At 60.1% G+C, this 21,308-nt stretch carries 15 protein-coding genes; 9 read left to right on the top strand and 6 right to left on the bottom strand.

Features of this window, described 5'->3' with window-relative positions:
• The first annotated feature begins 57 nt into the window (after window positions 1-57).
• The 4 genes from GH657_RS07130 (at window position 58) to GH657_RS07145 (ending at window position 10,173) form a co-directional block, all read left to right on the top strand.
• Window positions 58-1,326, top strand: a complete 1,269-nt coding sequence (locus tag GH657_RS07130) for an ESPR-type extended signal peptide-containing protein (protein ID WP_153100064.1) — start codon at window positions 58-60, stop codon at window positions 1,324-1,326.
• An 86-nt stretch (window positions 1,327-1,412) separates the two neighbouring features.
• A complete protein-coding gene (locus tag GH657_RS18380) occupies window positions 1,413-6,746 on the top strand; it encodes a YadA-like family protein (RefSeq protein ID WP_174769902.1) in 5,334 nt (1,777 codons plus the stop codon).
• Window positions 6,747-6,994: 248 nt separating this feature from the next.
• Complete coding sequence (locus GH657_RS07140) at window positions 6,995-9,358, top strand: UvrD-helicase domain-containing protein (RefSeq protein WP_153100066.1); 2,364 nt, start codon at window positions 6,995-6,997, stop codon at window positions 9,356-9,358.
• Window positions 9,355-10,173 (top strand): 5'-methylthioadenosine/adenosylhomocysteine nucleosidase, encoded by an 819-nt coding sequence (locus tag GH657_RS07145; protein ID WP_153100067.1) that lies wholly within the window; start codon window positions 9,355-9,357, stop codon window positions 10,171-10,173. Before GH657_RS07140 ends, GH657_RS07145 begins: the two co-directional genes overlap by 4 nt.
• A gap of 32 nt (window positions 10,174-10,205) precedes the next feature.
• Here GH657_RS07145 and GH657_RS07150 read toward each other — a convergent pair whose 3' ends face one another.
• Window positions 10,206-10,841 carry a LysE/ArgO family amino acid transporter gene (locus GH657_RS07150; protein WP_153100068.1) on the bottom strand — a complete coding sequence of 212 codons (636 nt, stop codon included), beginning with the start codon at window positions 10,839-10,841 and terminating at the stop codon, window positions 10,206-10,208.
• Between the two features lie 108 nt (window positions 10,842-10,949).
• Here GH657_RS07150 and GH657_RS07155 point away from each other — a divergent pair, with 108 nt between their 5' ends.
• Window positions 10,950-11,843: a LysR family transcriptional regulator ArgP gene (locus GH657_RS07155; RefSeq protein WP_153100069.1), complete on the top strand. Its 894-nt coding sequence runs from the start codon at window positions 10,950-10,952 to the stop codon at window positions 11,841-11,843.
• Window positions 11,844-12,237: 394 nt separating this feature from the next.
• Here GH657_RS07155 and GH657_RS07160 read toward each other — a convergent pair whose 3' ends face one another.
• Window positions 12,238-12,630, bottom strand: coding sequence for a hypothetical protein (locus GH657_RS07160; RefSeq protein WP_153100070.1), 393 nt, complete (start codon window positions 12,628-12,630; stop codon window positions 12,238-12,240).
• 169 nt (window positions 12,631-12,799) lie between these two features.
• Between GH657_RS07160 and GH657_RS07165 the strand changes: the two genes are divergently transcribed.
• Window positions 12,800-13,177, top strand: a complete 378-nt coding sequence (locus GH657_RS07165; RefSeq protein ID WP_153100071.1) for a hypothetical protein — start codon at window positions 12,800-12,802, stop codon at window positions 13,175-13,177.
• Window positions 13,134-14,618, top strand: coding sequence for a hypothetical protein (locus GH657_RS07170; protein ID WP_153100072.1), 1,485 nt, complete (start codon window positions 13,134-13,136; stop codon window positions 14,616-14,618). Before GH657_RS07165 ends, GH657_RS07170 begins: the two co-directional genes overlap by 44 nt.
• Before the next feature lie 152 nt (window positions 14,619-14,770).
• Here the strand turns inward: GH657_RS07170 and GH657_RS07175 are convergent, their stop codons facing one another.
• Window positions 14,771-16,030 carry an MFS transporter gene (locus GH657_RS07175; protein ID WP_153100073.1) on the bottom strand — a complete coding sequence of 420 codons (1,260 nt, stop codon included), beginning with the start codon at window positions 16,028-16,030 and terminating at the stop codon, window positions 14,771-14,773.
• The gene (locus tag GH657_RS07180) at window positions 16,027-16,998 is read right to left on the bottom strand and encodes a YdgH/BhsA/McbA family protein (RefSeq protein WP_153100074.1); all 972 of its coding nucleotides are present in this window, start codon (window positions 16,996-16,998) and stop codon (window positions 16,027-16,029) included. The genes GH657_RS07175 and GH657_RS07180 overlap by 4 nt, the downstream gene beginning before the upstream one ends.
• A 357-nt stretch (window positions 16,999-17,355) precedes the next feature.
• Here GH657_RS07180 and GH657_RS07185 point away from each other — a divergent pair, with 357 nt between their 5' ends.
• Window positions 17,356-18,345, top strand: coding sequence for an ankyrin repeat domain-containing protein (locus tag GH657_RS07185; RefSeq protein ID WP_153100075.1), 990 nt, complete (start codon window positions 17,356-17,358; stop codon window positions 18,343-18,345).
• Between the two features lie 46 nt (window positions 18,346-18,391).
• Here the strand turns inward: GH657_RS07185 and GH657_RS07190 are convergent, their stop codons facing one another.
• A complete protein-coding gene (locus GH657_RS07190) occupies window positions 18,392-19,303 on the bottom strand; it encodes an NAD-dependent epimerase/dehydratase family protein (RefSeq protein ID WP_153100076.1) in 912 nt (303 codons plus the stop codon).
• A 179-nt stretch (window positions 19,304-19,482) separates the two neighbouring features.
• Between GH657_RS07190 and GH657_RS07195 the strand changes: the two genes are divergently transcribed.
• Window positions 19,483-20,370 (top strand): LysR family transcriptional regulator, encoded by an 888-nt coding sequence (locus GH657_RS07195; protein WP_153100077.1) that lies wholly within the window; start codon window positions 19,483-19,485, stop codon window positions 20,368-20,370.
• Between the two features lie 71 nt (window positions 20,371-20,441).
• On the opposite strand, the gene GH657_RS07200 is transcribed toward GH657_RS07195, so the two are convergent.
• Entirely contained in the window at window positions 20,442-21,206 is a 765-nt protein-coding gene (locus GH657_RS07200; protein WP_174769904.1) for a CDP-diacylglycerol diphosphatase, read from the bottom strand.
• Between the last annotated feature and the right edge of the window lie 102 nt (window positions 21,207-21,308).

Raw genomic sequence — 21,308 nt, forward strand, 5'->3', positions numbered from 1 at the left:
ATTCCATAAAGCATGATATTCAAGGCATTGAATAAAGACTCTTTTCCGGGATAAGGCATGAATAAGGTCTATCGTGTCGTTCGCAACAAGAAGACTGGTGTGTGGATGGTCGCGCCTGAAACTGCGACCGGCAATCGTAAGACGAAAGCAGTGGTTCATCTTGCTTCTTCTTTATCGTTGGTCATGGGTGTACTTGGTCTTCCGGCCGAGGTGTACGCGGTCGGCACGCAACTGGGTACCTGCGCCAAAGCGCCGGATATCAGCAGTATCGCAATTGCTACGGGTACGGCTGACTGTACGAGCGCGAATGGAGTAACTTCGATTGCCATCGGCCACGGTTCGACGGCTGGTGGAGGCGGAAGCGGCACATCTATTGGAGGAGTAGGAGCGGGCGACTGGAATCAGCTTTCCATTGGCGTTAGGTCTACCGCTTCTGGTGCATCCTCGATGGCACTGGGTGTCGGAGTCAAAACTGCAGGCGTTGCTGCTGTTGGGATTGGGTATAACGTGGCTGCCTCTGCGAACTCGGCCGTTGCGCTCGGGGAATCAGCGGCGGCATCAGGCGTCGCCAGCACCGCTGTTGGGGCGCTTGCCAATGCCACTGCGGATAATGCAATGGCGTTCGGGCGCAGTGCCAAGGCTTCGGGGGTCAGTTCCGCGGCTATTGGGTATAACGCGAACGCGACGGGCGCCAGTGCCGTTGCCCTGGGCAATGCGGCCACCGCGGACCGCGACAATACGGTATCGATTGGTTCGTCCACCCTGAAGCGCCAGCTCGTCAACCTGGCCGCAGGCACCGCTGATAACGACGCGGTCAACGTTGGCCAGCTCAAGGGCATCACCACGGCGCTGGGCGGCGGTGCCGCCGTTGCCGCCGATGGCTCGATCACGGCGCCGTCCTATGCTGTTCAAGGCGGCACCTTTGGCAATGTCGGCGCGGCCCTTGCCAGCCTGAACACCGCGACCAATACCAACGCCGGCAATATCAAAGAACTCGCGTCCCGCTTCGTGGCGAACGGCGGTGGTAGTGCCACGGCGACTGGCTCAGGAGACATCGCGATTGGCTCGGGAGCAAGCGCCAAAGCGGGTTCAGGCGAAGGTGCCATTGCCATTGGTCTGAATGCCTCGGCAGGCGTTGAGGGGAATACCGGTGCCATTGCGCTTGGCGCAACAGCGAGTGCAGGTTCAAACCGCACTGTGGCGGTAGGTTATGGCGCTACGGCTACGGTGACCAGTGCGATAGCGCTCGGGAATCGGTCGAGTGCTACGGGGTCCAGTGCGATAGCGCTGGGGGGTGGTCGAGTGCTACGGCATCCAGTGCGATAGCGCTCGGAAATGCGTCGAGTGCTACGGGTTCCGATAGCATTGCCATGGGACGACAAGCGATAGCCAGTCATACTGATGGATTCGGTATGGCATTAGGCGCCACGTCCACATCAAGTGGCAAATATGCAATTGCACTGGGTGGGGGAACGACCGCCTCGGCAGCGAATTCCGTCGCAATCGGTGCCAATTCCGTTGCAAGCCGTGACAATTCGGTGTCGCTCGGCTCAAGCACCCAACAACGCCAGCTCGTCAATCTGGCCGCAGGCACGGAAGCGACGGATGCGGTGAACAAGGGCCAGCTCGATGCAATAAATACAGCGCTGACCGCCGCGACGACGAAGGCGCAAGCCACAGCGGATGATGCGAAGACAAAACTCAGCACGCTGGATGGCCTGGCCGTGAAATACGACAGCACGTCGAAAGACAGGGTGACGCTGGGCGGTGCAGGCACGACCGGCACGGTGACACTGGGCAACGTCAAGGCGGGCACGGCTGACACCGATGCGGTGAACAAGGGTCAGCTCGATACGGTACAAACGGCGGCGACGAAAGCCCAGACAGGGCTCAACACGCTCGACGGCCTGGCCGTGAAATACGACAGCACGTTGAAAGACAGGGTGACACTGGGCGGCACAGGCACGACCGGCACGGTAGCACTGGGCAACGTGAAGGCGGGTATCAGCAGCAATGACGCAGTGAACGTATCGCAACTCAAGCCGATGGTCGATGCTCTGGGCGGCGGCGCGACGATGGATGCCAAGACCGGCGCGGTGAGCGGCCCGTCGTACGCCATCCAGGGCGGCACCTACACCACGGTAGGCGATGCGCTGGGCAAGCTGGACACCATCACAACCAAAAACACCGGCGACATCACCACGATCAACGGCACGCTGAACAACCTCACCAGCGGCACAGCAGGCCTGGTGCAGCAGGACGCGACGACCAAGGCGATCACGGTGGCCAGCGGCACGGCAGGCACGACGGTGAACATCGCGGGCACGGCGGGAGACCGCCAGTTGAAGGGCATGGCTGCAGGCACCGCTGACACGGATGGCGTGAACCTGAAGCAGCTCAAGGGCATGGGTTTGACCACTGACACGGCAGGCAAGGTCACGAACGCCTTCGTGGCCTACGACAGCACCTCGAAAGACAAGGTGACGCTGGGCGGCGCAGGCACGACCGGCACGGTGACACTCAGCAACGTCAAGGCTGGCACGGCTGACACCGACGCGGTGAACAAGGGCCAGCTCAATACGGTACAAACGGCTGCCGACAAGGCGCAGGCCGGACTGAACACGCTCGATGGTCTGGCCGTGAAATACGACAGCACGTCGAAAGACAAGGTGACGCTGGGCGGCGCAGGCACGACCGGCACCGTGACACTCAGCAACGTCAAGGCGGGCACGGCTGACACCGACGCAGTGAACAAGGGTCAGCTTGATGGAGTGAACACGGCGTTGAATACGGCGGTGACGAAAGCCCAAACGACAGCGGACAAAGCCCAGACAGGGCTCAACACGCTCGACGGCCTGGCCGTGAAATACGACAGCACCTTGAAAGACAAGGTGACACTGGGCGGTGCAGGCACGACCGGCACGGTGACACTCAGCAACGTCAAGGCGGGCACGGCTGATACCGACGCAGTGAACAAGGGCCAGCTCGATACGGTACAAACGGCGGCGACGAAAGTCCAGACAGGGCTCGACACGCTGGATGGCCTGGCCGTGAAATACGACAGCACGTCGAAAGACAAGGTGACACTGGGCGGCGCAGGCACGACCGGCACGGCGACACTCAGCAACGTCAAGGCAGGCACGGCTGACACTGACGCAGTGAACAAGGGCCAGCTCGATACAGTACAAACGGCTGCCGACAAGGCGCAGGCCGGACTGAACACGCTCGATGGCCTGGCCGTGAAATACGACAGCACGTCGAAAGACAAGGTGACACTGGGCGGCGCAGGCACGACCGGCACGGTAGCACTGGGCAACGTCAAGGCAGGCCTCACCAGCAATGACGCAGTGAACGTATCGCAACTCAAGCCGATGGTCGATGCCCTGGGTGGCGGCGCGACGATGGATACCAAGACAGGTGCCGTGAGCGGCCCGTCGTATGCCATCCAGGGCGGCACCTACACCACGGTAGGCGATGCGCTGGGCAAGCTGGACACGGCCACAACCAAAAACACCGGCGACATCACCACGATCAACAGCACGCTGAGCAACATCACTGGCGGCACAGCAGGCCTGGTGCAGCAGGATGCGACGACCAAGGCGATTACGGTGGCCAGCGGCACGGCAGGCACGACGGTGAATATCGCGGGCACGGCGGGAGACCGCCAGTTGAAGGGCATGGCCGCAGGCACCGCCGACACCGATGGCGTGAACCTGAAGCAGCTCAAGGACATGGGGTTGACCACCGACACGGCAGGCAATGTCACGAATGCCTTCGTAGCCTACGACAGCACGTCGAAAGACAAGGTGACACTGGGCGGTGCAGGCACGACCGGCACGGTGACACTCAGCAACGTCAAGGCAGGCACGGCTGACACTGACGCAGTGAACAAGGGTCAGCTCGATACGGTACAAACGGCGGCGACAAAAGCCCAGACAGGGCTCGACACGCTCGACGGCCTGGCCGTGAAATACGACAGCACGTCGAAAGACAAGGTGACGCTGGGCGGTGCAGGCACAACCGGCACGGTAGCACTGGGCAACGTCAAAGCAGGCCTCACCAGCAACGACGCAGTGAACGTAGCGCAACTGAAGCCCATGGTCGATGCCCTGGGCGGCGGCGCGGCAATAGACGCCAAAACCGGTGCGGTGAGCGGCCCCTCTTATGGCATCCAGGGCAGCACCTACACCACGGTAGGCGATGCGCTGGGCAAGCTGGACACGGCCACGACGAAAAACACCACGGACATCACCAAAAACACGGGCGACATCACGAACCTGTCGACGGCGGTGAACACGCTCCAAAACGGCGGCAGCCGCTACTTCAAGGCAGCGGGCAAGAACGACGACACGGATGAGGCGAAGGCAAGCGGCAAGAACAGCATCGCAATAGGCGCGAACTCCGTGGCTGAGCGTGACAACAGCCTCTCGGTGGGCCGCGCGGAAATCAAGGACGGCACCGGTACGGTGACGCAGACGGAGATCACACGTCAGATCACGAATGTGGCCGACGGCACGCAGGCGAAAGACGCGGTGAACAAGGGTCAGCTCGATACGGTAAACACAGCGGCAACGAAAGCACAAACGGCCGCGGACGCGGCAAAGTCAGGGCTCGACACGCTCGATGGCCTGGCCGTGAAATACGACAGCACGTCGAAAGACCGGGTGACATTGGGTGGCGCAGGCACGAGCGGCACGGTGACACTGGGCAACGTCAAGGCAGGCATCGCCAGCAATGACGCGGTGAACGTATCGCAACTCAAGCCGATGGTCGATGCCCTCGGCGGCGGTGCGACGATGGATGCCAAGACCGGCGCGGTGAGCGGCCCGTCATACGCAATCCAGGGCAGCACCTTCACCACGGTGGGCAGCGCACTCGGCAAGCTGGACACCATCACGACGAAAAACACTGGCGACATCACCACGATCAACAGCACGCTGAGCAACATTACCAGCGGCACAGCAGGCCTGGTACAACAGGACGCGACGACCAAGGCGATCACGGTGGCCAGTGACAAGGCAGGCACGACGGTGAATATCGCGGGCACGGCAGGCGAGCGCCAGTTGAAGGGCATGGCCGCAGGCACCGCCGACACCGATGGCGTGAACCTGAAGCAGCTCAAGGGCATGGGTTTGACCACGGACACGGCAGGCAATGTCACGAACGCCTTCGTGGCCTACGACAGCACGTCAAAAGACCGGGTGACACTGGGCGGTGCGGGCACGACCGGCACGGTAGCGTTAGGCAACGTGAAAGCAGGCATCGCCAGCAACGACGCGGTGAACGTATCGCAACTCAAGCCGATGGTCGATGCTCTCGGCGGCGGCGCGACGATGGATGCCAAGACTGGCGCAGTCACCGGCCCGTCGTACGCCATCCAGGGCAGCACGTACACCACGGTGGGCAGCGCACTCGGCAAGCTCGACACGGCGACGACGAAAAACACCGGTGACATCACCAAAAACACCGGCGACATCACGAACCTGGCGACGACGGTCAACAACCTCAACGCAGGCACGACGGGCCTGGTGCAGCAGGATGCGAAGAGCCTCGACGTGACGGTAGCCAAAACGAGCGGCGGCAACAAGGTGGACATCGCGGGCACGGCAGGCGTGCGGGCGCTGACCGGGGTGAAAGCCGGCGAGCTGTCGGCGGCCAGCCACGACGCGGTGAATGGCGCGCAACTGTACGCGACGAACACCAGCGTGACGAAGAACAGCGGCGACATCACGACGCTGAACACGACACTGACGCAGATGTCGAACGACATCAAAAACGGCGGGTTGGGCCTGGTGACCCAGGACAAGCAGACAGGCAACATCATGGTGGCCAGCAACCTGGGCGGCAGCCTGGTGAACGTGAGCGGCAGCGGCGGCGCACGGGTGCTGACCGGAGTGGCCAATGGCACGAATGACCGCGATGCGGTCACGATTGCCCAGCTCAAGGCGGTAGGGCTGGTCGATCCGTCCGGCAAGACGTTGGGCGCGGTGGTCTACGATGATCTGAGCCTCGGGCATGCCACGCTGGGCGGCACGAACGGCACGGTGCTGGGCAACGTGGCGAATGGCAAGGTGGAGGCGAGCAGCCGGGAAGCGGTCAATGGTAGTCAGCTCTACGCGATGCAGCAGTCGTTCGATGCGCAATACAACGAGCTCAACGGCCGGGTTACCCATATCCAGAACCAGCCGGGCCAAGGTGGTACGGGCACGGGTTCGAACCTGGTGAGAGCCGGCACGGGCAACAACAGCATCGTGCTGAGCCCGACCGATAGCGGCTCCTCGGCTTCAGGCGATCAGGCCTTGGCGATGGGCGCGGGCGCACAGGCCAGTGGAGCGAATTCCGTCGCGCTGGGCCAGGGCTCGATAGCCGATGAGGCGAATGTCGTGTCGCTGGGCTCGGAGGGCCATGAGCGGCGTCTGACTAACGTCGCGCCGGGCAGTCATGGCACGGATGCGGTCAACATGAACCAGATGCAGCAGGGGTTGAGCAGCATGCGCGGCGACATGAACCAGGTGGCGCGCCATGCGTATGCCGGGGTGGCTGCCGCTGCCGCATTGACGATGATTCCCGACGCCGAGCCGGGTAAGAATTTCTCCATTGGGATTGCCATGGCGAATTACCGGGGCTATCAGGCTACGGCGCTTGGCGCTTCGATGCGCTTTACGCCCAACCTGAGAGCCAGGATCGGCGCGGGAGCGAGTGCGGGCGGCACGGTCATGGGGGCGGGGGCCTCGTACCAGTGGTAAACACGTTGCCTGCACGTTGCCTGGCCTGTAGCGCCAGGTGACACCCGGTTTCATCGGGGCCGGAAATGTGGAAATGTGGCATTACCTGCATGGTTTTCGCAGCGATTTCGCCAGGGTCGCCGTTGCGGAGGCCATGCACGAGGTGGTGCATCAGTCAGCGTGCAGCCTGTGGCCGGAGCACGGACATATAATGGCGAGCGATTTTCGCTCTCCACCTGGCTGTTCTCCTGCTGTTTTTCTCCCGCCCCATGCCCGATCTGCTCGCCAACCTGAACCCCGAACAACACGCCGCTGTCACCTTGCCCAATGAGCCCGCGCTGATCCTGGCGGGCGCGGGCAGCGGCAAGACCCGCGTGCTAATTACACGCATCGCGTGGCTGATCCAGCAGCGGCTCGCATCGCCTGGCACGATTCTCGCGGTGACATTCACCAACAAGGCGGCCCGCGAAATGCTCGCGCGCCTCTCGGCGCTGCTGCCGCTCGATCCGCGCGGGATGTGGATTGGCACCTTCCACGGCCTGTGCAACCGCATGCTGCGCGCGCATTACCGCGATGCCGGGTTGCCCTCCACCTTCCAGATTCTCGATACCGCCGATCAGCTCTCCGCGCTCAAACGCCTGCTGAAGGGCCTGAATGTCGATGACGAAAAATATCCCGCGAAGCAGCTCCAGTACTTCATCAACAACGCCAAGGAGCAGGGCCTGCGGCCGCCCAACGTCGAGGCCAACGATGCCTTCAACCGCAAGTTCGTCGAGCTCTACGAAGCTTACGAGCAGCAATGCCAGCGCGAAGGCGTGGTCGATTTCGCCGAACTGCTGCTGCGCTGCTACGAACTGCTGGCACACAATCCGCCGCTGCGCGCCCATTACCAGGCGCGTTTTACGCACATTCTCGTCGACGAGTTCCAGGACACCAACAAGCTGCAATACGCCTGGCTCAAAATGCTGGCGGGGCAAAACAGCCCGGTATTTGCCGTGGGCGATGACGATCAGTCGATCTACGCGTTTCGCGGTGCCAACGTCGGCAACATGCGCGACTTCGAACACGAATTCAGCGTGCGGCATCTGATCAAGCTCGAACAGAACTACCGCTCGCACGGCCATATTCTCGATACCGCTAATCACCTGATCGCGCACAACGCCCGGCGGCTCGGTAAAAATTTGCGCACCGATGCCGGGCATGGCGAGCCGGTGCGCGTGTACGAAGCCGCGAGCGATTCGGAAGAAGCGGGCTGGATCACCGAAGAGATCAAGGCGCTGATTCACTCGGGCGCCTCGCGCAGCGAGATCGCGGTGCTGTATCGCAGTAACGCGCAATCGCGCGCGATCGAGCATGCCCTGATGAGTGCGGGCATCGCCTATCGCGTGTATGGCGGGCTGCGTTTTTTCGAGCGCCAGGAAATCAAGCACGCGCTGGCGTATCTGCGTCTGATCGATAACCCGAACGATGACACCGCGTTTCTGCGCGTCGTCAATTTTCCGACGCGCGGCATTGGCGCGCGTTCGGTCGAGCAACTCGCGGACGCCGCACGCTTGCATAACTGCGCGCTGGCCGCAGCCATTCCCTATGTGATGGGCAAAGCGGGGACGAGCCTGGGCGGCTTCGCGGGCCTGATTGCGCACATGCGCGCCGAAACCCAGGCGATGAGCTTGCCGCAGACCGTTGAATACGTGGTGCGCGCCAGCGGGCTCGAGGTGTTTTATCAGAACGAACGCGAAGGCCAGGACCGGCTGGAAAACTTGCAGGAGCTGGTAACGGCCGCGACGGCTTTCGTCAGCGAAGAAGGCTATGGCCGCGAGACGCCCGCGCGTTCGATTCCGCTGCGCCCAGGTGCGAGTGCCGCGCCTGAACTCACGGCGCTCAGTACGGATGCCGAAGTGGAAGTGTTCGCGGCGGCCGGCCCCGGCGACCCGGCGCAAAACCCCGACACGATGACGCCGCTCGCCGGTTTTTTGTCGCATGCCTCGCTTGAGGCGGGCGACAACCAGGCGCAGGCGGGCCAGGACGCGGTGCAACTGATGACGGTGCACGCGGCCAAAGGGCTCGAATTTACGGCTGTGTTTATCACCGGGCTGGAAGAGGGGCTCTTTCCTCACGAAAACAGCGCACTTGAAAGCGATGGCCTGGAAGAGGAGCGGCGCCTGATGTACGTGGCGATCACGCGGGCCAAGGAGCGCTTGTATCTGTCGTTTGCGCAAAGCCGGATGCTGCATGGCCAGACACGCTACAACATCCGCTCGCGCTTTTTCGATGAACTCCCCAGCGAGACGCTCAAATGGCTCACGACGAAAGTCGAAGCGGGCTCACGCTGGGGCGGCCGCCCGGGTAACGCGGGCTACGGCCGCGACTGGTTCACCCGGTCCAATCCGCGTCAGGAGGCCTACGCGGGCAGCGCGGAAGTCAATGCGCCTTTGCCCGCTTTCGCCCATGCGCAGCGCGCGGCGGAAAGCGGCTTTCGTGTCGGCCAGGCGGTCTTCCATACGAAGTTCGGTGAGGGCACGATTACGGCGCTCGAAGGCGGCGGCACCGATGCCAAGGCCCAGGTCAAGTTCAAGCGGCACGGCGAGAAATGGCTGGCGCTGGCGGTGGCCAAACTCCAGGCGGTGGAATGAGCGCGGACGCTTCGTCCGCACAGCCCACGCGGCCGCGCCGTCTGGGGCTGCTGGCTGCGCTGCCTGAAGAGTTGGGCGACCTGGTGGCCGCGATGCATGCCAGCGGTGGCGTGGAATCCGTCACGCTGGGACAGCGCGTGTACCACCTCGGCACGCTGTCCGGCGTGCCTTGCGTCGTCGCGCTGGTGCGTATCGGCAAGGTCGCGGCGGCGGCCACCGTGAGCGCGCTGATTCATGTGTTCGAGGTCGATGCCGTAGTCTTGACGGGCGTCGCCGGAGGGGTGGGAGACGGCGTCCAGGTGGGGGACGTGGTGCTTGCCGAAGCATTGCTGCAACACGATCTGGACGCCTCGCCGCTGTTCGCGCGCTTTGAGGTGCCGCTGCTCGGCCAGGCACGTTTTGCCGCCGATCCTGGATTGACGGCGCAACTCGCCGCTGCTTGCGAGCAGTTTCTGGCGCAGGAGGGCGCCGCGCTTGCGCTGCGCTTCGGCACGGCGGGTCCATCTGAGCTGTCTGGCACGATGCGGCGGCCGCAACTGCATCGGGGGTTGATACTCAGCGGCGACCAGTTCATCGCCAGCGCCCATGCCCAGGCGCTGTTACGTGAGGCGCTGCCGGACGCGCTGGCCGTCGAGATGGAAGGCGCGGCGATCGCCCAGGTGTGTTACGAGCATGGGGTGCGCTGCGCGGTGCTGCGGACGGTGTCCGATCGCGCCGATGCCGCCGCGCCTGACTCATTCGAAACGTTTCTTGGGGCGCTGGCGGGGGCTTATTCGAACGGCATCTTGCAGCGCTTCTTGCAGGCGTGGGCCTGAATGGCGCGTGCCGCCCGAGTGCCTCGACGCGTCTAACGCAACTGCAGCGCGGCGATGGTGAGCACCATGGTGCCGATGGCGCCATCCAGCACGCGCCACGCCATGGCGCGTTTGAAGAGCGGCGCGAGCAGCCGCGCCCCAAACCCGAGCGCGATGAACCAGACAAAGCTGACCGCGATCGCGCCCAGGGCGAACGCCATGCGTGCGCCTTGCGGCTCGCGCGCGCCCGCCGTACCGATCAGCAGAAACGTATCCAGATAAACATGCGGATTGAGCCAAGTGAAGGCGAGGGTCATCAGGACCACGGGCAGCGCCCGTTGCGCGGACGGGTTCGGCCCCGGCACGGCGGCCTGGGCCTCAAGCCCTGCGTGCTGGGGACGTAGCGCCCGCCGCAGCGCATTGAAACCAAACCACGCCAGATACGCCAGCCCGACATACAGCACGGTGTGCACGAAGACCGGATACCGCTCCACCAGCACCGCCGCGCCTCCCACCCCCGCACCAATGAGCAGTGCATCCGATAGCGCGCACAGTGCGACGATCTTGCCCACATGCGAGCGCAAGATGCCTTGCCGCAGCACGAAGGCGTTTTGCGCGCCAATCGTCGCAATGAGCGAGGCGCATAACAGCACCCCATGAGAAAAAGCCAGCCACTGCGCCTCTTGCATACCGTTTCCGTGGTTGTAGATGTTGAAGTCGAAGTTGAATAACGCTAGTCTGCGTGGCGGCCTTACATAAGAAAAGCTAATTGATCTAATCTGGATTAAGGATTTTTAATGCTCGACTATGCCTTGCTGGAAGCGCTGGCCGCCGTGGTGCGCCAGGGTTCGTTCGAGCGCGCTGCGGCGGGATTGAATGTCACGCCATCGGCGGTCTCGCAACGCATCAAGCTGCTGGAAGAGCGGCTGGGCAGCGTGCTGGTCAAACGTGGCCAGCCGTGCGTGGCGACCGCTTCCGGTGCGCTGTTATGCCGTCATACCGAACGGGTGCAACTGCTTGAGGCCGATCTTGGCGGGCAGTTGCCCACTTGGCCCGGTGAGCGTTCTGGCCAGCGTCCCACCTTGCGCGTGGCCGTGAATGACGATAGCGCCGCCACCTGGTTTGTCGACGCGGTCGCGCCGTTTTGCGTCGAGCGCGGCGTGCTGCTCGATCTCGTGGTCGATGACCAGGACCACACCGCGCAACGTATCCGCGATGGCAGCGTGCAAGGCGCGGTCACCACCCAGGCCGAACCGGTGCAGGGTTGCCGTGCCACGCGTCTGGGGCGTATGCGTTATCACGCGGTGTGTTCGCCTGAATTTCTGGCGCAGCACTTTGCTTCTGGTGTGACGCGTGAAACGCTGCGTCATGCTCCTTGTGTTGTCTTCAATCCGAAAGACCAGTTACAGCAGCGCTTTATACGCCGTATTACGCGTGCTGAACTGGAGCCGCCGCTGCACTGGATTCCGCATGTCGCCGGGTTCTTGCGCGCGTGTGTCATGGGGCTGGGCTGGGGCATGTGCCCGGAGCGGATGATCGCGCCGCATCTGGCGCGCGGCGAGCTGGTGGCCTTGATGCCAGGACGGCCGCTCGATGTCGATCTGTACTGGCAGAGCTGGCGGCTGTCGATTGGCTGGCTCGATGATTTTGGTGTGATGCTGCGCACGCGCTGTAAGGCCTGGCTGGATTAAATTCTGTGGCTTTACAATTTATTTAAAATGTGAATTGTATGTAATTAATTAGAAAGATTGGAGTAATTTTTTGCCGCATGGCTTGATGGTTTTTCCATATTCTGTGATCTCACATCATTTTGAGGTTAACTGATCATGGAAATTACTTCAGTCAATAGAAATTACTCCGCGCCTGATTATTTGTCGGAGAACGAGAAAAAATCTTCCGCGCGTAAGCGTGATGAGAAATCACGGTTAATGGGTTTATCCGGGCAGCAGTCAAAAATAAGGAAAGAAAATCCACAAATAAAAAATCCGCCTGCGCCTGGGTTGCACGAGAGCGTGAGAGTCCGTCGTGAAAATAATGGTGAGGCTCATGGACAGGAGCCGAAATTAAACAAAAATTATCCCGATATTAATCGGGGTTTATATTCCAGGGGTGAAAAAAAGCAGGGCGGAGGTACTTCTTCGTCATCAGATAAAAACACGGGTAAAGTTGGGCACGAGCAGTCAGATCCAGAAAAACCGACAGGCCTGGGAGAACCTGCGCCGCCTGAAGCTTATATCCAGGAGCCGCCCAGGAAGAGCGGCGATTTAAATATAGATCCTCCACTTTATTCAGAATTTGATCCTTTGTTATATCCCAATAGTAAGAAGGGGCAGGTTTCAGGAGCGCCAATATCCTCATCGGATAAGAATAAAGATAAAAAAGGCCCGCTAATTCCAGCAAAATCACCGAACCCGGTAGGGTCTGCGTCGCCAGGCCAGCTACCAGGCCGGTTACCGGGTCAGCTACCAGGGCAGACACCAGCTGAGCGGCCAGAACAACGGCCGAATGCCCCGGATTCAGGTAGGACCACTACGCCAACGTCACCAACGTCACCAACGTCGCCAACGTCACCAACGTCACCAACGTCACCAACGTCACCAACGTCACCAACGTCACCAACGTCACCAACGTCACCAACGTCACCAACGTGGCCAACGTCGCCAACGTCGCCAACGTCGCCAACGTCGCCAACGTCGCCAACGTCGCCAACGCCGCCAACGCCGCCAACGTCGCCAACGTCACCAACGTCACCAACGTCACCAACGTCACCAACGTCACCAACGTCACCAACGTCACCAACGCCACCAACGCCACCAACGCCGCCAACGTCACCAACGTCACCAACGTCACCAACGTCACCAACGCCGCCAACGCCGCCAACGCCGCCAACGCCGCCAACGCCACCAACGCCACCAACGCCACCAACGCCACCAACGCCGCCAGGCTCTATAGCAGGCGAAGCAGCTGGTACCCTCGCAAGCATGGCGGTATCAGAATCTGCAGCAAACGCTGCGGCTTCACGTGAGACGGAAAAAGTTAATAAAGGCGATAAAGGCGATAAAAATACGAAAAACAAGAATCTCTATCCAATAGAGCAACATAACGGTAAAAATACCGTCACAATCGGGGATAAACAATACGAGGTCGTGCCGGAGGCCTCGCCAGATCATGTCAGGTTAAAAAATGTCGAGACAGATAAATATGAACCGGGTAATTTCATGCAAAAAAATAAACAGGTCGTGAAAGTTGGGCTAGAAGGTGGTGCGCCACCCCAGGATTTACATTCTGTATTAGAGCAAGTGAGTAGTGGGAGTATAAAAGAAGCTAGCAAAAAATCGGTTGCGACTGAATGGGAGACGGAACGTAATAAACATCCGGAGATCTATCAGGCAGCAAATAAAGAGATGCTGAAATTATATGATGAGCGTAATAAACCGCTGGATGAATCTGTTGCTCAGCTATTGAGGAAGGTGCCGCAAGAATTAGCGCCTCTCGCAAACGATTCGGAAAAACTGAATACTGTTTATAGTTATCTGTCAAATCCGAAGAGCCCGCCGCTTAATCAGCCACTTAACTCGAATGAGCTGGCTTATCTTGGTGCGGCAGCGAGGATGCGCAATATCGAAAAATTAAGATTGACAGAAAAGAATAACTTCGATGATTTGAATCGTGAGTATAGAAAAATTCAAGGTGGACAAGCCAGCGAGGCTTTTTCATATCTGCAGGCTATACCCATCGCACGGGCCGGACAGGGCGGTTCTGGGGTCAATGGATTTTGTTTTTCCGCTAGCGCGGCGGCACAAATCGTCAATCAATCGCCTAAAGATTTCCCGGGTCGGAGCTTTGCTGAAAAAATGAACAATCTATTTGATAAAACTGCGGACACGAAAGGTGATGGCAAAACCAGTAGTCGTCTGACAGACTGGCTTCTGGATTTTACAAAAAATCAGCAGATAGGCTTGAAACTGAATAATAAGGGTTATATGGACAGTCAAAAAATGAAAGGGGGCGGTGTAGTCAAAGGGCCAGACAGGTTTAACGAAGGTACGTATGAGACAAGCTGGGATCGAATTGGTGAAGCCGCTAAATCAAATCTGAAAAATGGCGAAACTTTATTTTTGTCGGTGCCGAACCATGAGATCTCCATTTCACGCCATTCGCTTCCCTACACCATGCAGAATTCATATGTCGTGGTTGACGCAGATCATGGTGTATTCAAACTGGATGGTAGTAGACGATTGCAGAAATTCTTCCAGACTTTAGCCCCCAGGTATTATCACCCGGAGGATGTCACAAAATTTTCAGATAGAACCGTGACTTTAAGAAAGTTTCAGCCGGGGTTAATCGAGAAAACCGTGGGCAAGGATGGTTATACGCTGCCTCAAGTATTGCGAGGCGAATGGCACAAGTCGCCGGCAACCGCAGCCCAGGCGCCTCAACCTTCCACTTCCGGCACGGTGGGTTGATGGTCTGATATCTGATGTTTGATGCCGACGCCAGAGGACGCGGTTTCATGGCGCTCCAATGTGGCTGAACGGAGCCTGTGATGCGGCTCGCCAGACATACCTTCTTGCCTGGCGAGCCGTTTTTGGCCTCAACCCATGCGCCCCAGGCTCGCCTACGGCGTCTCAGGCACGGGCACCGCATCGGCGGGTGCTGGATCGCGTGTTTCCGGCATGGCGGCCCACACCAGCAGCACCGCCAGCGCACCCGCCGCGGCAAGGCCAAAGAAGCTCACGGTATTGCCAAAGTGATCGGCGATAAAGCCCGCCGCCGCCGTGCTGAGCGTTGCGCCGATCCCGGCTGACAAGCCAAAGAGCCCGATGCACAGGTTGTAGCGCCCCTTGTCGCCCGCGACATCGGCGGCGATCAGCGGCAGCATCACGCCGAAAACAGCCGCGCTTAAACCATCGAGCATTTGCACGGGCACGAGCAGGTAAGGGCTACTCACGCCGGCAAACAGCAGCGCGCGCAGTGGCAGCGCGCTAAAGCCGAGCAGCAGGATCGGCCGGCGTCCCCAGCGTTGCGCCGAGCGCCCCACCCACGGCGACATCATGGCGACGATCGCTTGCGGCACGACGATGCACGCGGCGATGATCAGTTGCACGTGGTCGCCCATGCTGGCGGTGACTTCGCCTGCCGCCAGATTGAGCATGGCGGCGTTCGACAGATGGAACAGCACGATGCAGGCGGCGAAGGTCAGCATGCGCCGGTCGCGCAGCAGCTCACGCAGGGTTTCGCGGTCTTCCTTTTCGGATGACGTGATGGCCTTCTTGCCGCCAGACGCGCTGGCGGGCTTCGCGCTGGCCTGGTTGGCCTGGTGAATCATGCTCAGCGCGAACAGCGCAGGCAGCGCCAGCACGGCAGTGAGCCAGAACACGGCGCGCGGCGACACATACTCGCCGCACAACCCCATCAGCCCCGCGGCTACCGCGCTGCCGATCGAGGCCCAGCGCGCGTTGCGCCCGAGCCGGTCGCCGAGGTTCTGGCGTCCGACGAGCGCAAACGAGAGCGCCGCCATCGCGGGCACCAGCATGCAACTGGCGAAACCGTGGAACACCTCGGCGGCCATCACCGCGAGCATCGTCGGGCTGACGGCCAGCAACACGGCGCTGAGAATGATGGCGACGATCGCCCAGAACGCCGCGGCTTTCTTGTTGCGCATTGCATCGACGGCCGCACCGGCCGGCACCTGGCTGACCATCGCACTGATCGTGCCGACGGACAGCGCCATGCCAATTTCGCCCTGGGTCCATTTGTGCGAGGCGAGATACGACGCAATGAACGGCCCAAAGCCGGTTTGTACGTTAGCGACGAAAAAATTCAGCCAGTCGAGGGCAAGCAGGCTACGAACCTGGATTGAATACCGGCCGCTCATCGGTGGCCCCGGCTTCGGCTCGCCGCGCGGGTAGCGGCTGAAGAAGCGGCCGAAGCAGGCTTCGTGACGGTGACAGGAGCAGGGACCGCAGGAGAGATGGCATGCACGACGGGCTGGTTGACGAGGTACGGCGGCGAGGCCTTGAGCTGCGCGTCATCGAGATCGAGCTGGAGTTGCAGCACCTTGTTACGGGTGACGAAATGCAAGGCGTTCCAGTCGACGGCGATGCTGTGGCGGCCGGGCGCGACAATGTCGTTGACGTCGAGCACCAACGCCTGAGGCTGCGCCCGGCTATCGATGAGCGCATCGATGACGCGCCCCACGGTGGTATGGTTGGGCCGCTCGACGATGCTGTCTAGCAGCGGTAACTGGGTGGCCGTGGCGCTGAGCCGTGTGCTGTTCTGGATGGGCACGGGGGGCGGGTTGGGCAGGCGCTGCAACGTGATCGCCGCCATTTTCGGCGCGGCGTCGGGCTTGAAGCTAAACGCGCTCCACGGAAAATTCACCTTGCGGTCCCCGACGCCCATGAAGCCTTGCAGGTTGACCACCATCTCATGCGGCCGGCCACTGGCGTCGGCGATCAGATCGACGGCGTGCCCGATCACCCGGCCATCGGGGCGCTGGACTTCGCTATCGAGCAAGCCACGCACCAGACCATGCCCGATCGTGCGCAGCGTGATGAGCGGCGTCGGGGTGGCCGGTGGCGGCGGGGGCGCCGGTTGCGGTTTGACCGGACGCGGTTTGACGACGGGGCGTTTGACGGGCTTGGGGGGGACGGCGATGGGCGGCGGCGGAGCCTTGACGGGCGGCGGCGGCGCGGGTGGCTCGACGGACACCGCAATGGCTTCGCTGATCGGTGCGGGCGCCTGCTGCGGGGGGCCGAACGCGCTGCACCCTGACAGAACCAGCACCATCAGCAAGACCCAGAAAGGCAAACGCGAAACGGGGGGCAAGACACCGCCACTCATCGAAAATCTCCAGGGGCGAGAATAAAAATTACGGGCGCAAACCCGCGAGCATCGGAGCAGGACCGGCTGTGCGGGACGCCCTTCGAGGCATGCCTTGTCAGATGCATGAACGAGGCGAGGCGATGCAAGGCATGAAGCACGACATGCAGCACGGCGGCATGACATGGAGCCGGCCGGTACGGAGGGCGATTCACGGGGGGTCGATTGTAAGCGATGTTGTGGACGCGCCGGTTGACGGATGGCGGGAACGGTTCCTCGCGTGAGGTTACCTAACCCGGGCGTTCAACAATGCAATCCGGATCGCATGGCGACTGTTTTTTATTCACTAATAATATTCAATTGAAGCGGATGTAAAACATGGTGCGTCAAGTTTCTTCTTCCCCCTCTTCATTTACTCCCCCGGTTTTTCAGCATCCTCATCGTGACGATCCAGATATTGAAGAGCAGTTTGTCAAAATCGAGGAAAATTTCGTCAGCGGAAAATATAAATCGCCGAATCTGCTGCTTCAGGGCTCGCCGGAATGTGGGGCGGGGCCAGGTAATTTTTCTTTGTCTGCCGTGAGCCCGCCCGGGATCCCGCGGCAGCATCATGAAGCGCCGCTTTTTTTTAATAAATCATTGAGCGCAACTATTTTATTGCTACCGGATAATTTCAGCCATAAACCACAGGTTAAAAATAATGACAGGCTGCTATTTACGGCAGGCGGAACAAGGCAGAATGAATTTCAGACGTTGCCCATCAAGGAAGATCCGGTTTATGTAACGGCCGTAACAACAGCGATTGCCTTGATTGAGAGCCAGCAGGATACCTGTGCGGCGCTGTCGAGGCTTTTACAGGAAAGAGTGATTAACTGGACGAATATTGATGATGTTATTCCAGGTGCTCAATATAATTTGCGGTTGCTGGATCTGGCGATCAAGGAAAATAATATCGGGGCGGTGATTTTGCTGATTAAATATGGCGCCGAGATTGACGGGGACAAGGCGATGGGTAAAGCTCAGGAGAGGAAATCGTTTGGTTTTATGTCGCCGTTATACCGGGCAATTTTGCTGGGCCAGAAAAAAATTGCATTACTGCTATTGAATGGCATTACGGTTAATTATTATGGTGCGGTAACTGTAAAAAAAGCGAATCCGTATCACAAATCGGGGGCCTTCAATGAAAATTGCCTGAGGTTGGCATCCAGGCTAGGGGCGGCAGAGATCGTGGCCGCTATTCACACGTGGTCACGCGAACGGGAGGAAGAAGCGGCTGAGAGCGGGCCAATCAGCAACCCGCACCCCGCAGGCGGCAACCTGAGCCAGGGCCCAGGCCGGACAGCCCGTCTAAACCCTGGCTTCGATTGAGGCAGCGGCCTCGTCAAGGCTTAACCAAACTTCGATCAAACCCCGATCAACCCTTCGTGCGCGGCAGCATTTCCTGCCGAATCCAGTCCGTCACCGAAGTCCGCACCGGCTTCCAGCCTAGCAGCCGCCGCGCACGTTCCCCGCGTACCCGGCTGTTCGAGCCCATCGCATAGGCGGCCATTTCGTCCCCCCAGGCTTTTTGCGCCTCGGCGAGCGGCCAGCTTTGGGGCGCGCCCAGACCTAGCACCTCGGCGACGGCTTGCGCCATCTCCCTGAACGATGCCTCGCCGCTTTCGACGAAATAAAACGTTCCCGCCGGGCTTTTTTCCAGGGCGAGGCGATACAGCTCGACGACATCGTCGATATGCACGTTCGACCAGATATTCGCGCCGCTGCCGACATGGCGCACCACGCCACTTTTTTGCGCTTCGTGGACGAGGCGCGGCAATTGCACGCTCTCGCTGCCGGCGACCGTGCCATGACCATAAATCAGCGTGTTACACAACACCGCCGAACGGATAGATTGCTGCGCGGCGTCGAGCACGCGCTGGTCGAGTGCGACGCGAGCGGCTTTGTCAGCGGTAGGCGTAGGTAGCGCATCTTCGTGATACACCGCCGCGGTGCCTGCTTCGCCGCCTGACGCGTCGCCCACAATGCTTGAGCCGCTGGTGTGCAAAAACGTTTTGTTCGAGCCTGCCAGGCCTTCCAGCAGGGCTTCGACCGCACCGCGATGATCGCTGCTCGCGGCGTTGATGACCGCATCGGCGGCTTGCGCTTGCGCCACCAGTAGCGCGTGGTCGTCGAGCGTGCCGCTCACCGGGCGGATGCCTAGCCGCTCCAGTTCGGCCGCCTGGCTGGGCTGACGAATCAGTCCGCTGACCTGATGGCCCGCCCGGGCCAGACCCGCTGCAATCGAGCCGCCAATAAAACCGCTTGCTCCTGTGATGAAGATGTTCAAGACGTTCTCCCTGGAAATAGAAAAAATAGAAAAATGGCTTCTCGTGACGACATTGGACGCTAACGAGATCGTTGCTACCGTGATCAGGACGCTAGTATCGGCGCCTGGGATCTTCGCAAAAAGCGTGTTGTCCTCAAATTACTTTTGATTGAAAATCAACAATCACATGAAAAGCCTCTATGAAAACTTCCACCGATGAATTGCTGGTGCTGGTCACGGTGATCGACTGCGGTTCCATGACAGCCGCCGCCGAAAAGCTGCAGCAGACCGTCTCGGGCGTGAGCCGCGCGCTTTCGCGGCTGGAATCCAAGCTCGACACCGCGCTGGTGCGGCGCACCACACGGCGCTTGCACCTGACCGACGAGGGTGAGCTGTTTCTGGCGCGTGCGCGAGTGATTCTGGCGGCGATGGAAGACGCGGAAGCCTCGGTCAAACACCACCGGCAGCGGCCTTCCGGGCGCTTGCGGGTCGATGCCGCATCGCCCTTCATGCTGCATTGCGTGGCGCCGCATATGACAGCGTTTTCGGCGCTGTATCCGGAGATTGCGCTGGAGCTGACGAGCAGCGAGCGCATCGTCGACTTGCTGGAGCAGAAGATCGACATTGCGATCCGCATTGGCGCGTTGCAGGATTCCACGCTGCACGCCCGGGCGCTGGGCACGAGCAAGGTCCGGATCGTCGCCAGCCCGGCATATCTGGCTGAACAGGGCGAGCCGCGGGTCCCGGCGGATTTGCTGGCGCACCGGCTGATCGGCTTTACCGCGCCGGAGCGCCTGAACCGCTGGCCGCTGCCCGATGGCGGGCAGGCCTCGATGAAGATCAACCCGGGGATCACCGCCTCGAGCGGCGAGACCTTGCGACAACTGGCGCTAGCGGGCTGGGGGATTGCCCGCCTGGCCGACTTCATGATTGCCGCCGATATTGCCGCGGGCCGGCTGGTGCCTCTGCTGGATACGCTGTTGCTGGAAGAGCGTCAGCCGGTGAATGCGGTGTATTACCAGAGCGCGGCGCTGGCGGAGCGGGTGCAGTGTTTTCTGGATTTTCTCGCGGGGCGTTTGCGGCTTTAAGCGGCGATCTTTAGGCGGCGATCTTTAGGCGGCGATCTTTAAGTGGTGGTCAAGCGGGGGTCAAGTGGTGGTCAATAGGCCATGCGGCACTGGTGATCCTGAATTTCCTCTGCCGCTACGCCCCGCTCGGCGGTACCGGAAGAGACGAGCAACAAAAACGTATCTTTGTTGACATTGACCAGCGCGGCTCCGCTATAAGCCATTTGCCCGTGATCAGCCGTGACCTTGTCTTTGATGAGCGGGAAAAGATTGATTGTCTTCAGGTCGGACAGGGAAATTTTTTTAACGTAGTAAGTGTGTTGCCTGATTTTTTCTGCGAGCGCTGACCATTCGTTTCCCAGGTTAGCTGTATCCAGGCCATTCAATAATGTTCGGACGGCCGGGGCGAGACAAGAAATATGGAAGTGCAACTGATTTTGCGTGCGAGTATTCGCGGCGTTGAGCGTTAAGGCGATGTCCTTCTCTTTTAATGTTTTATTTAATTTTTCAGTCAGGAATGAACGTGCTTGCCACGCATGGTAAAAATATTTTGAAGTTTGATCGTTTAATAATTGCGGATCCTCGATGCCGCTTATCTTGTCGGTAGGTAACAGCAGATATTGATATTTGTCGTTGTCTACCTTGTATATAACGTACCGGCTATCCAGATCGACTAGCGCACATGGCCGGTAGATATCGTCAGCAAGATAGTTGGGGACGCATTGCTGATTCAGTTTCTGCCACAAAAAATCGCTGTCTGCTCCGCTTGCTCCGTTTGCTCCACAGGCCTGCTGGCCGAGTAATAGCGGCAGCGACAAGAGAACAGCGGGTGTTAAATTTTTGCCTGGGTGGTGCATATAAAAAATCTCCTTTCTATTATTTTGACGGGCCATGTACTAGCAAACTACTGGCCGAGCTTGTGGCGAAAACCCCGTGATGGGCATTGCAATGCTTAAAGC

Source organism: Paraburkholderia hayleyella (assembly GCF_009455685.1).
Classification (GTDB): Bacteria; Pseudomonadota; Gammaproteobacteria; order Burkholderiales; family Burkholderiaceae; genus Paraburkholderia; species Paraburkholderia hayleyella.

Excerpts from the sequence above, each read along its gene's own strand:
- GH657_RS07140 (WP_153100066.1), top strand. The coding sequence starts at position 6,995 with ATGCCCGATCTGCTCGCCAACCTGAACCCCGAACAACACGCCGCTGTC.
- GH657_RS07185 (WP_153100075.1), top strand. The coding sequence starts at position 17,356 with ATGGTGCGTCAAGTTTCTTCTTCCCCCTCTTCATTTACTCCCCCGGTT.
- GH657_RS18380 (WP_174769902.1), top strand. The coding sequence starts at position 1,413 with ATGGCATTAGGCGCCACGTCCACATCAAGTGGCAAATATGCAATTGCA.
- GH657_RS07170 (WP_153100072.1), top strand. The coding sequence starts at position 13,134 with ATGGCGGTATCAGAATCTGCAGCAAACGCTGCGGCTTCACGTGAGACG.
- GH657_RS07175 (WP_153100073.1), bottom strand. The coding sequence starts at position 16,030 with ATGAGCGGCCGGTATTCAATCCAGGTTCGTAGCCTGCTTGCCCTCGAC.
- GH657_RS07130 (WP_153100064.1), top strand. The coding sequence starts at position 58 with ATGAATAAGGTCTATCGTGTCGTTCGCAACAAGAAGACTGGTGTGTGG.
- GH657_RS07200 (WP_174769904.1), bottom strand. The coding sequence starts at position 21,206 with ATGCACCACCCAGGCAAAAATTTAACACCCGCTGTTCTCTTGTCGCTG.
- GH657_RS07150 (WP_153100068.1), bottom strand. The coding sequence starts at position 10,841 with ATGCAAGAGGCGCAGTGGCTGGCTTTTTCTCATGGGGTGCTGTTATGC.
- GH657_RS07155 (WP_153100069.1), top strand. The coding sequence starts at position 10,950 with ATGCTCGACTATGCCTTGCTGGAAGCGCTGGCCGCCGTGGTGCGCCAG.
- GH657_RS07180 (WP_153100074.1), bottom strand. The coding sequence starts at position 16,998 with ATGAGTGGCGGTGTCTTGCCCCCCGTTTCGCGTTTGCCTTTCTGGGTC.
- GH657_RS07195 (WP_153100077.1), top strand. The coding sequence starts at position 19,483 with ATGAAAACTTCCACCGATGAATTGCTGGTGCTGGTCACGGTGATCGAC.
- GH657_RS07145 (WP_153100067.1), top strand. The coding sequence starts at position 9,355 with ATGAGCGCGGACGCTTCGTCCGCACAGCCCACGCGGCCGCGCCGTCTG.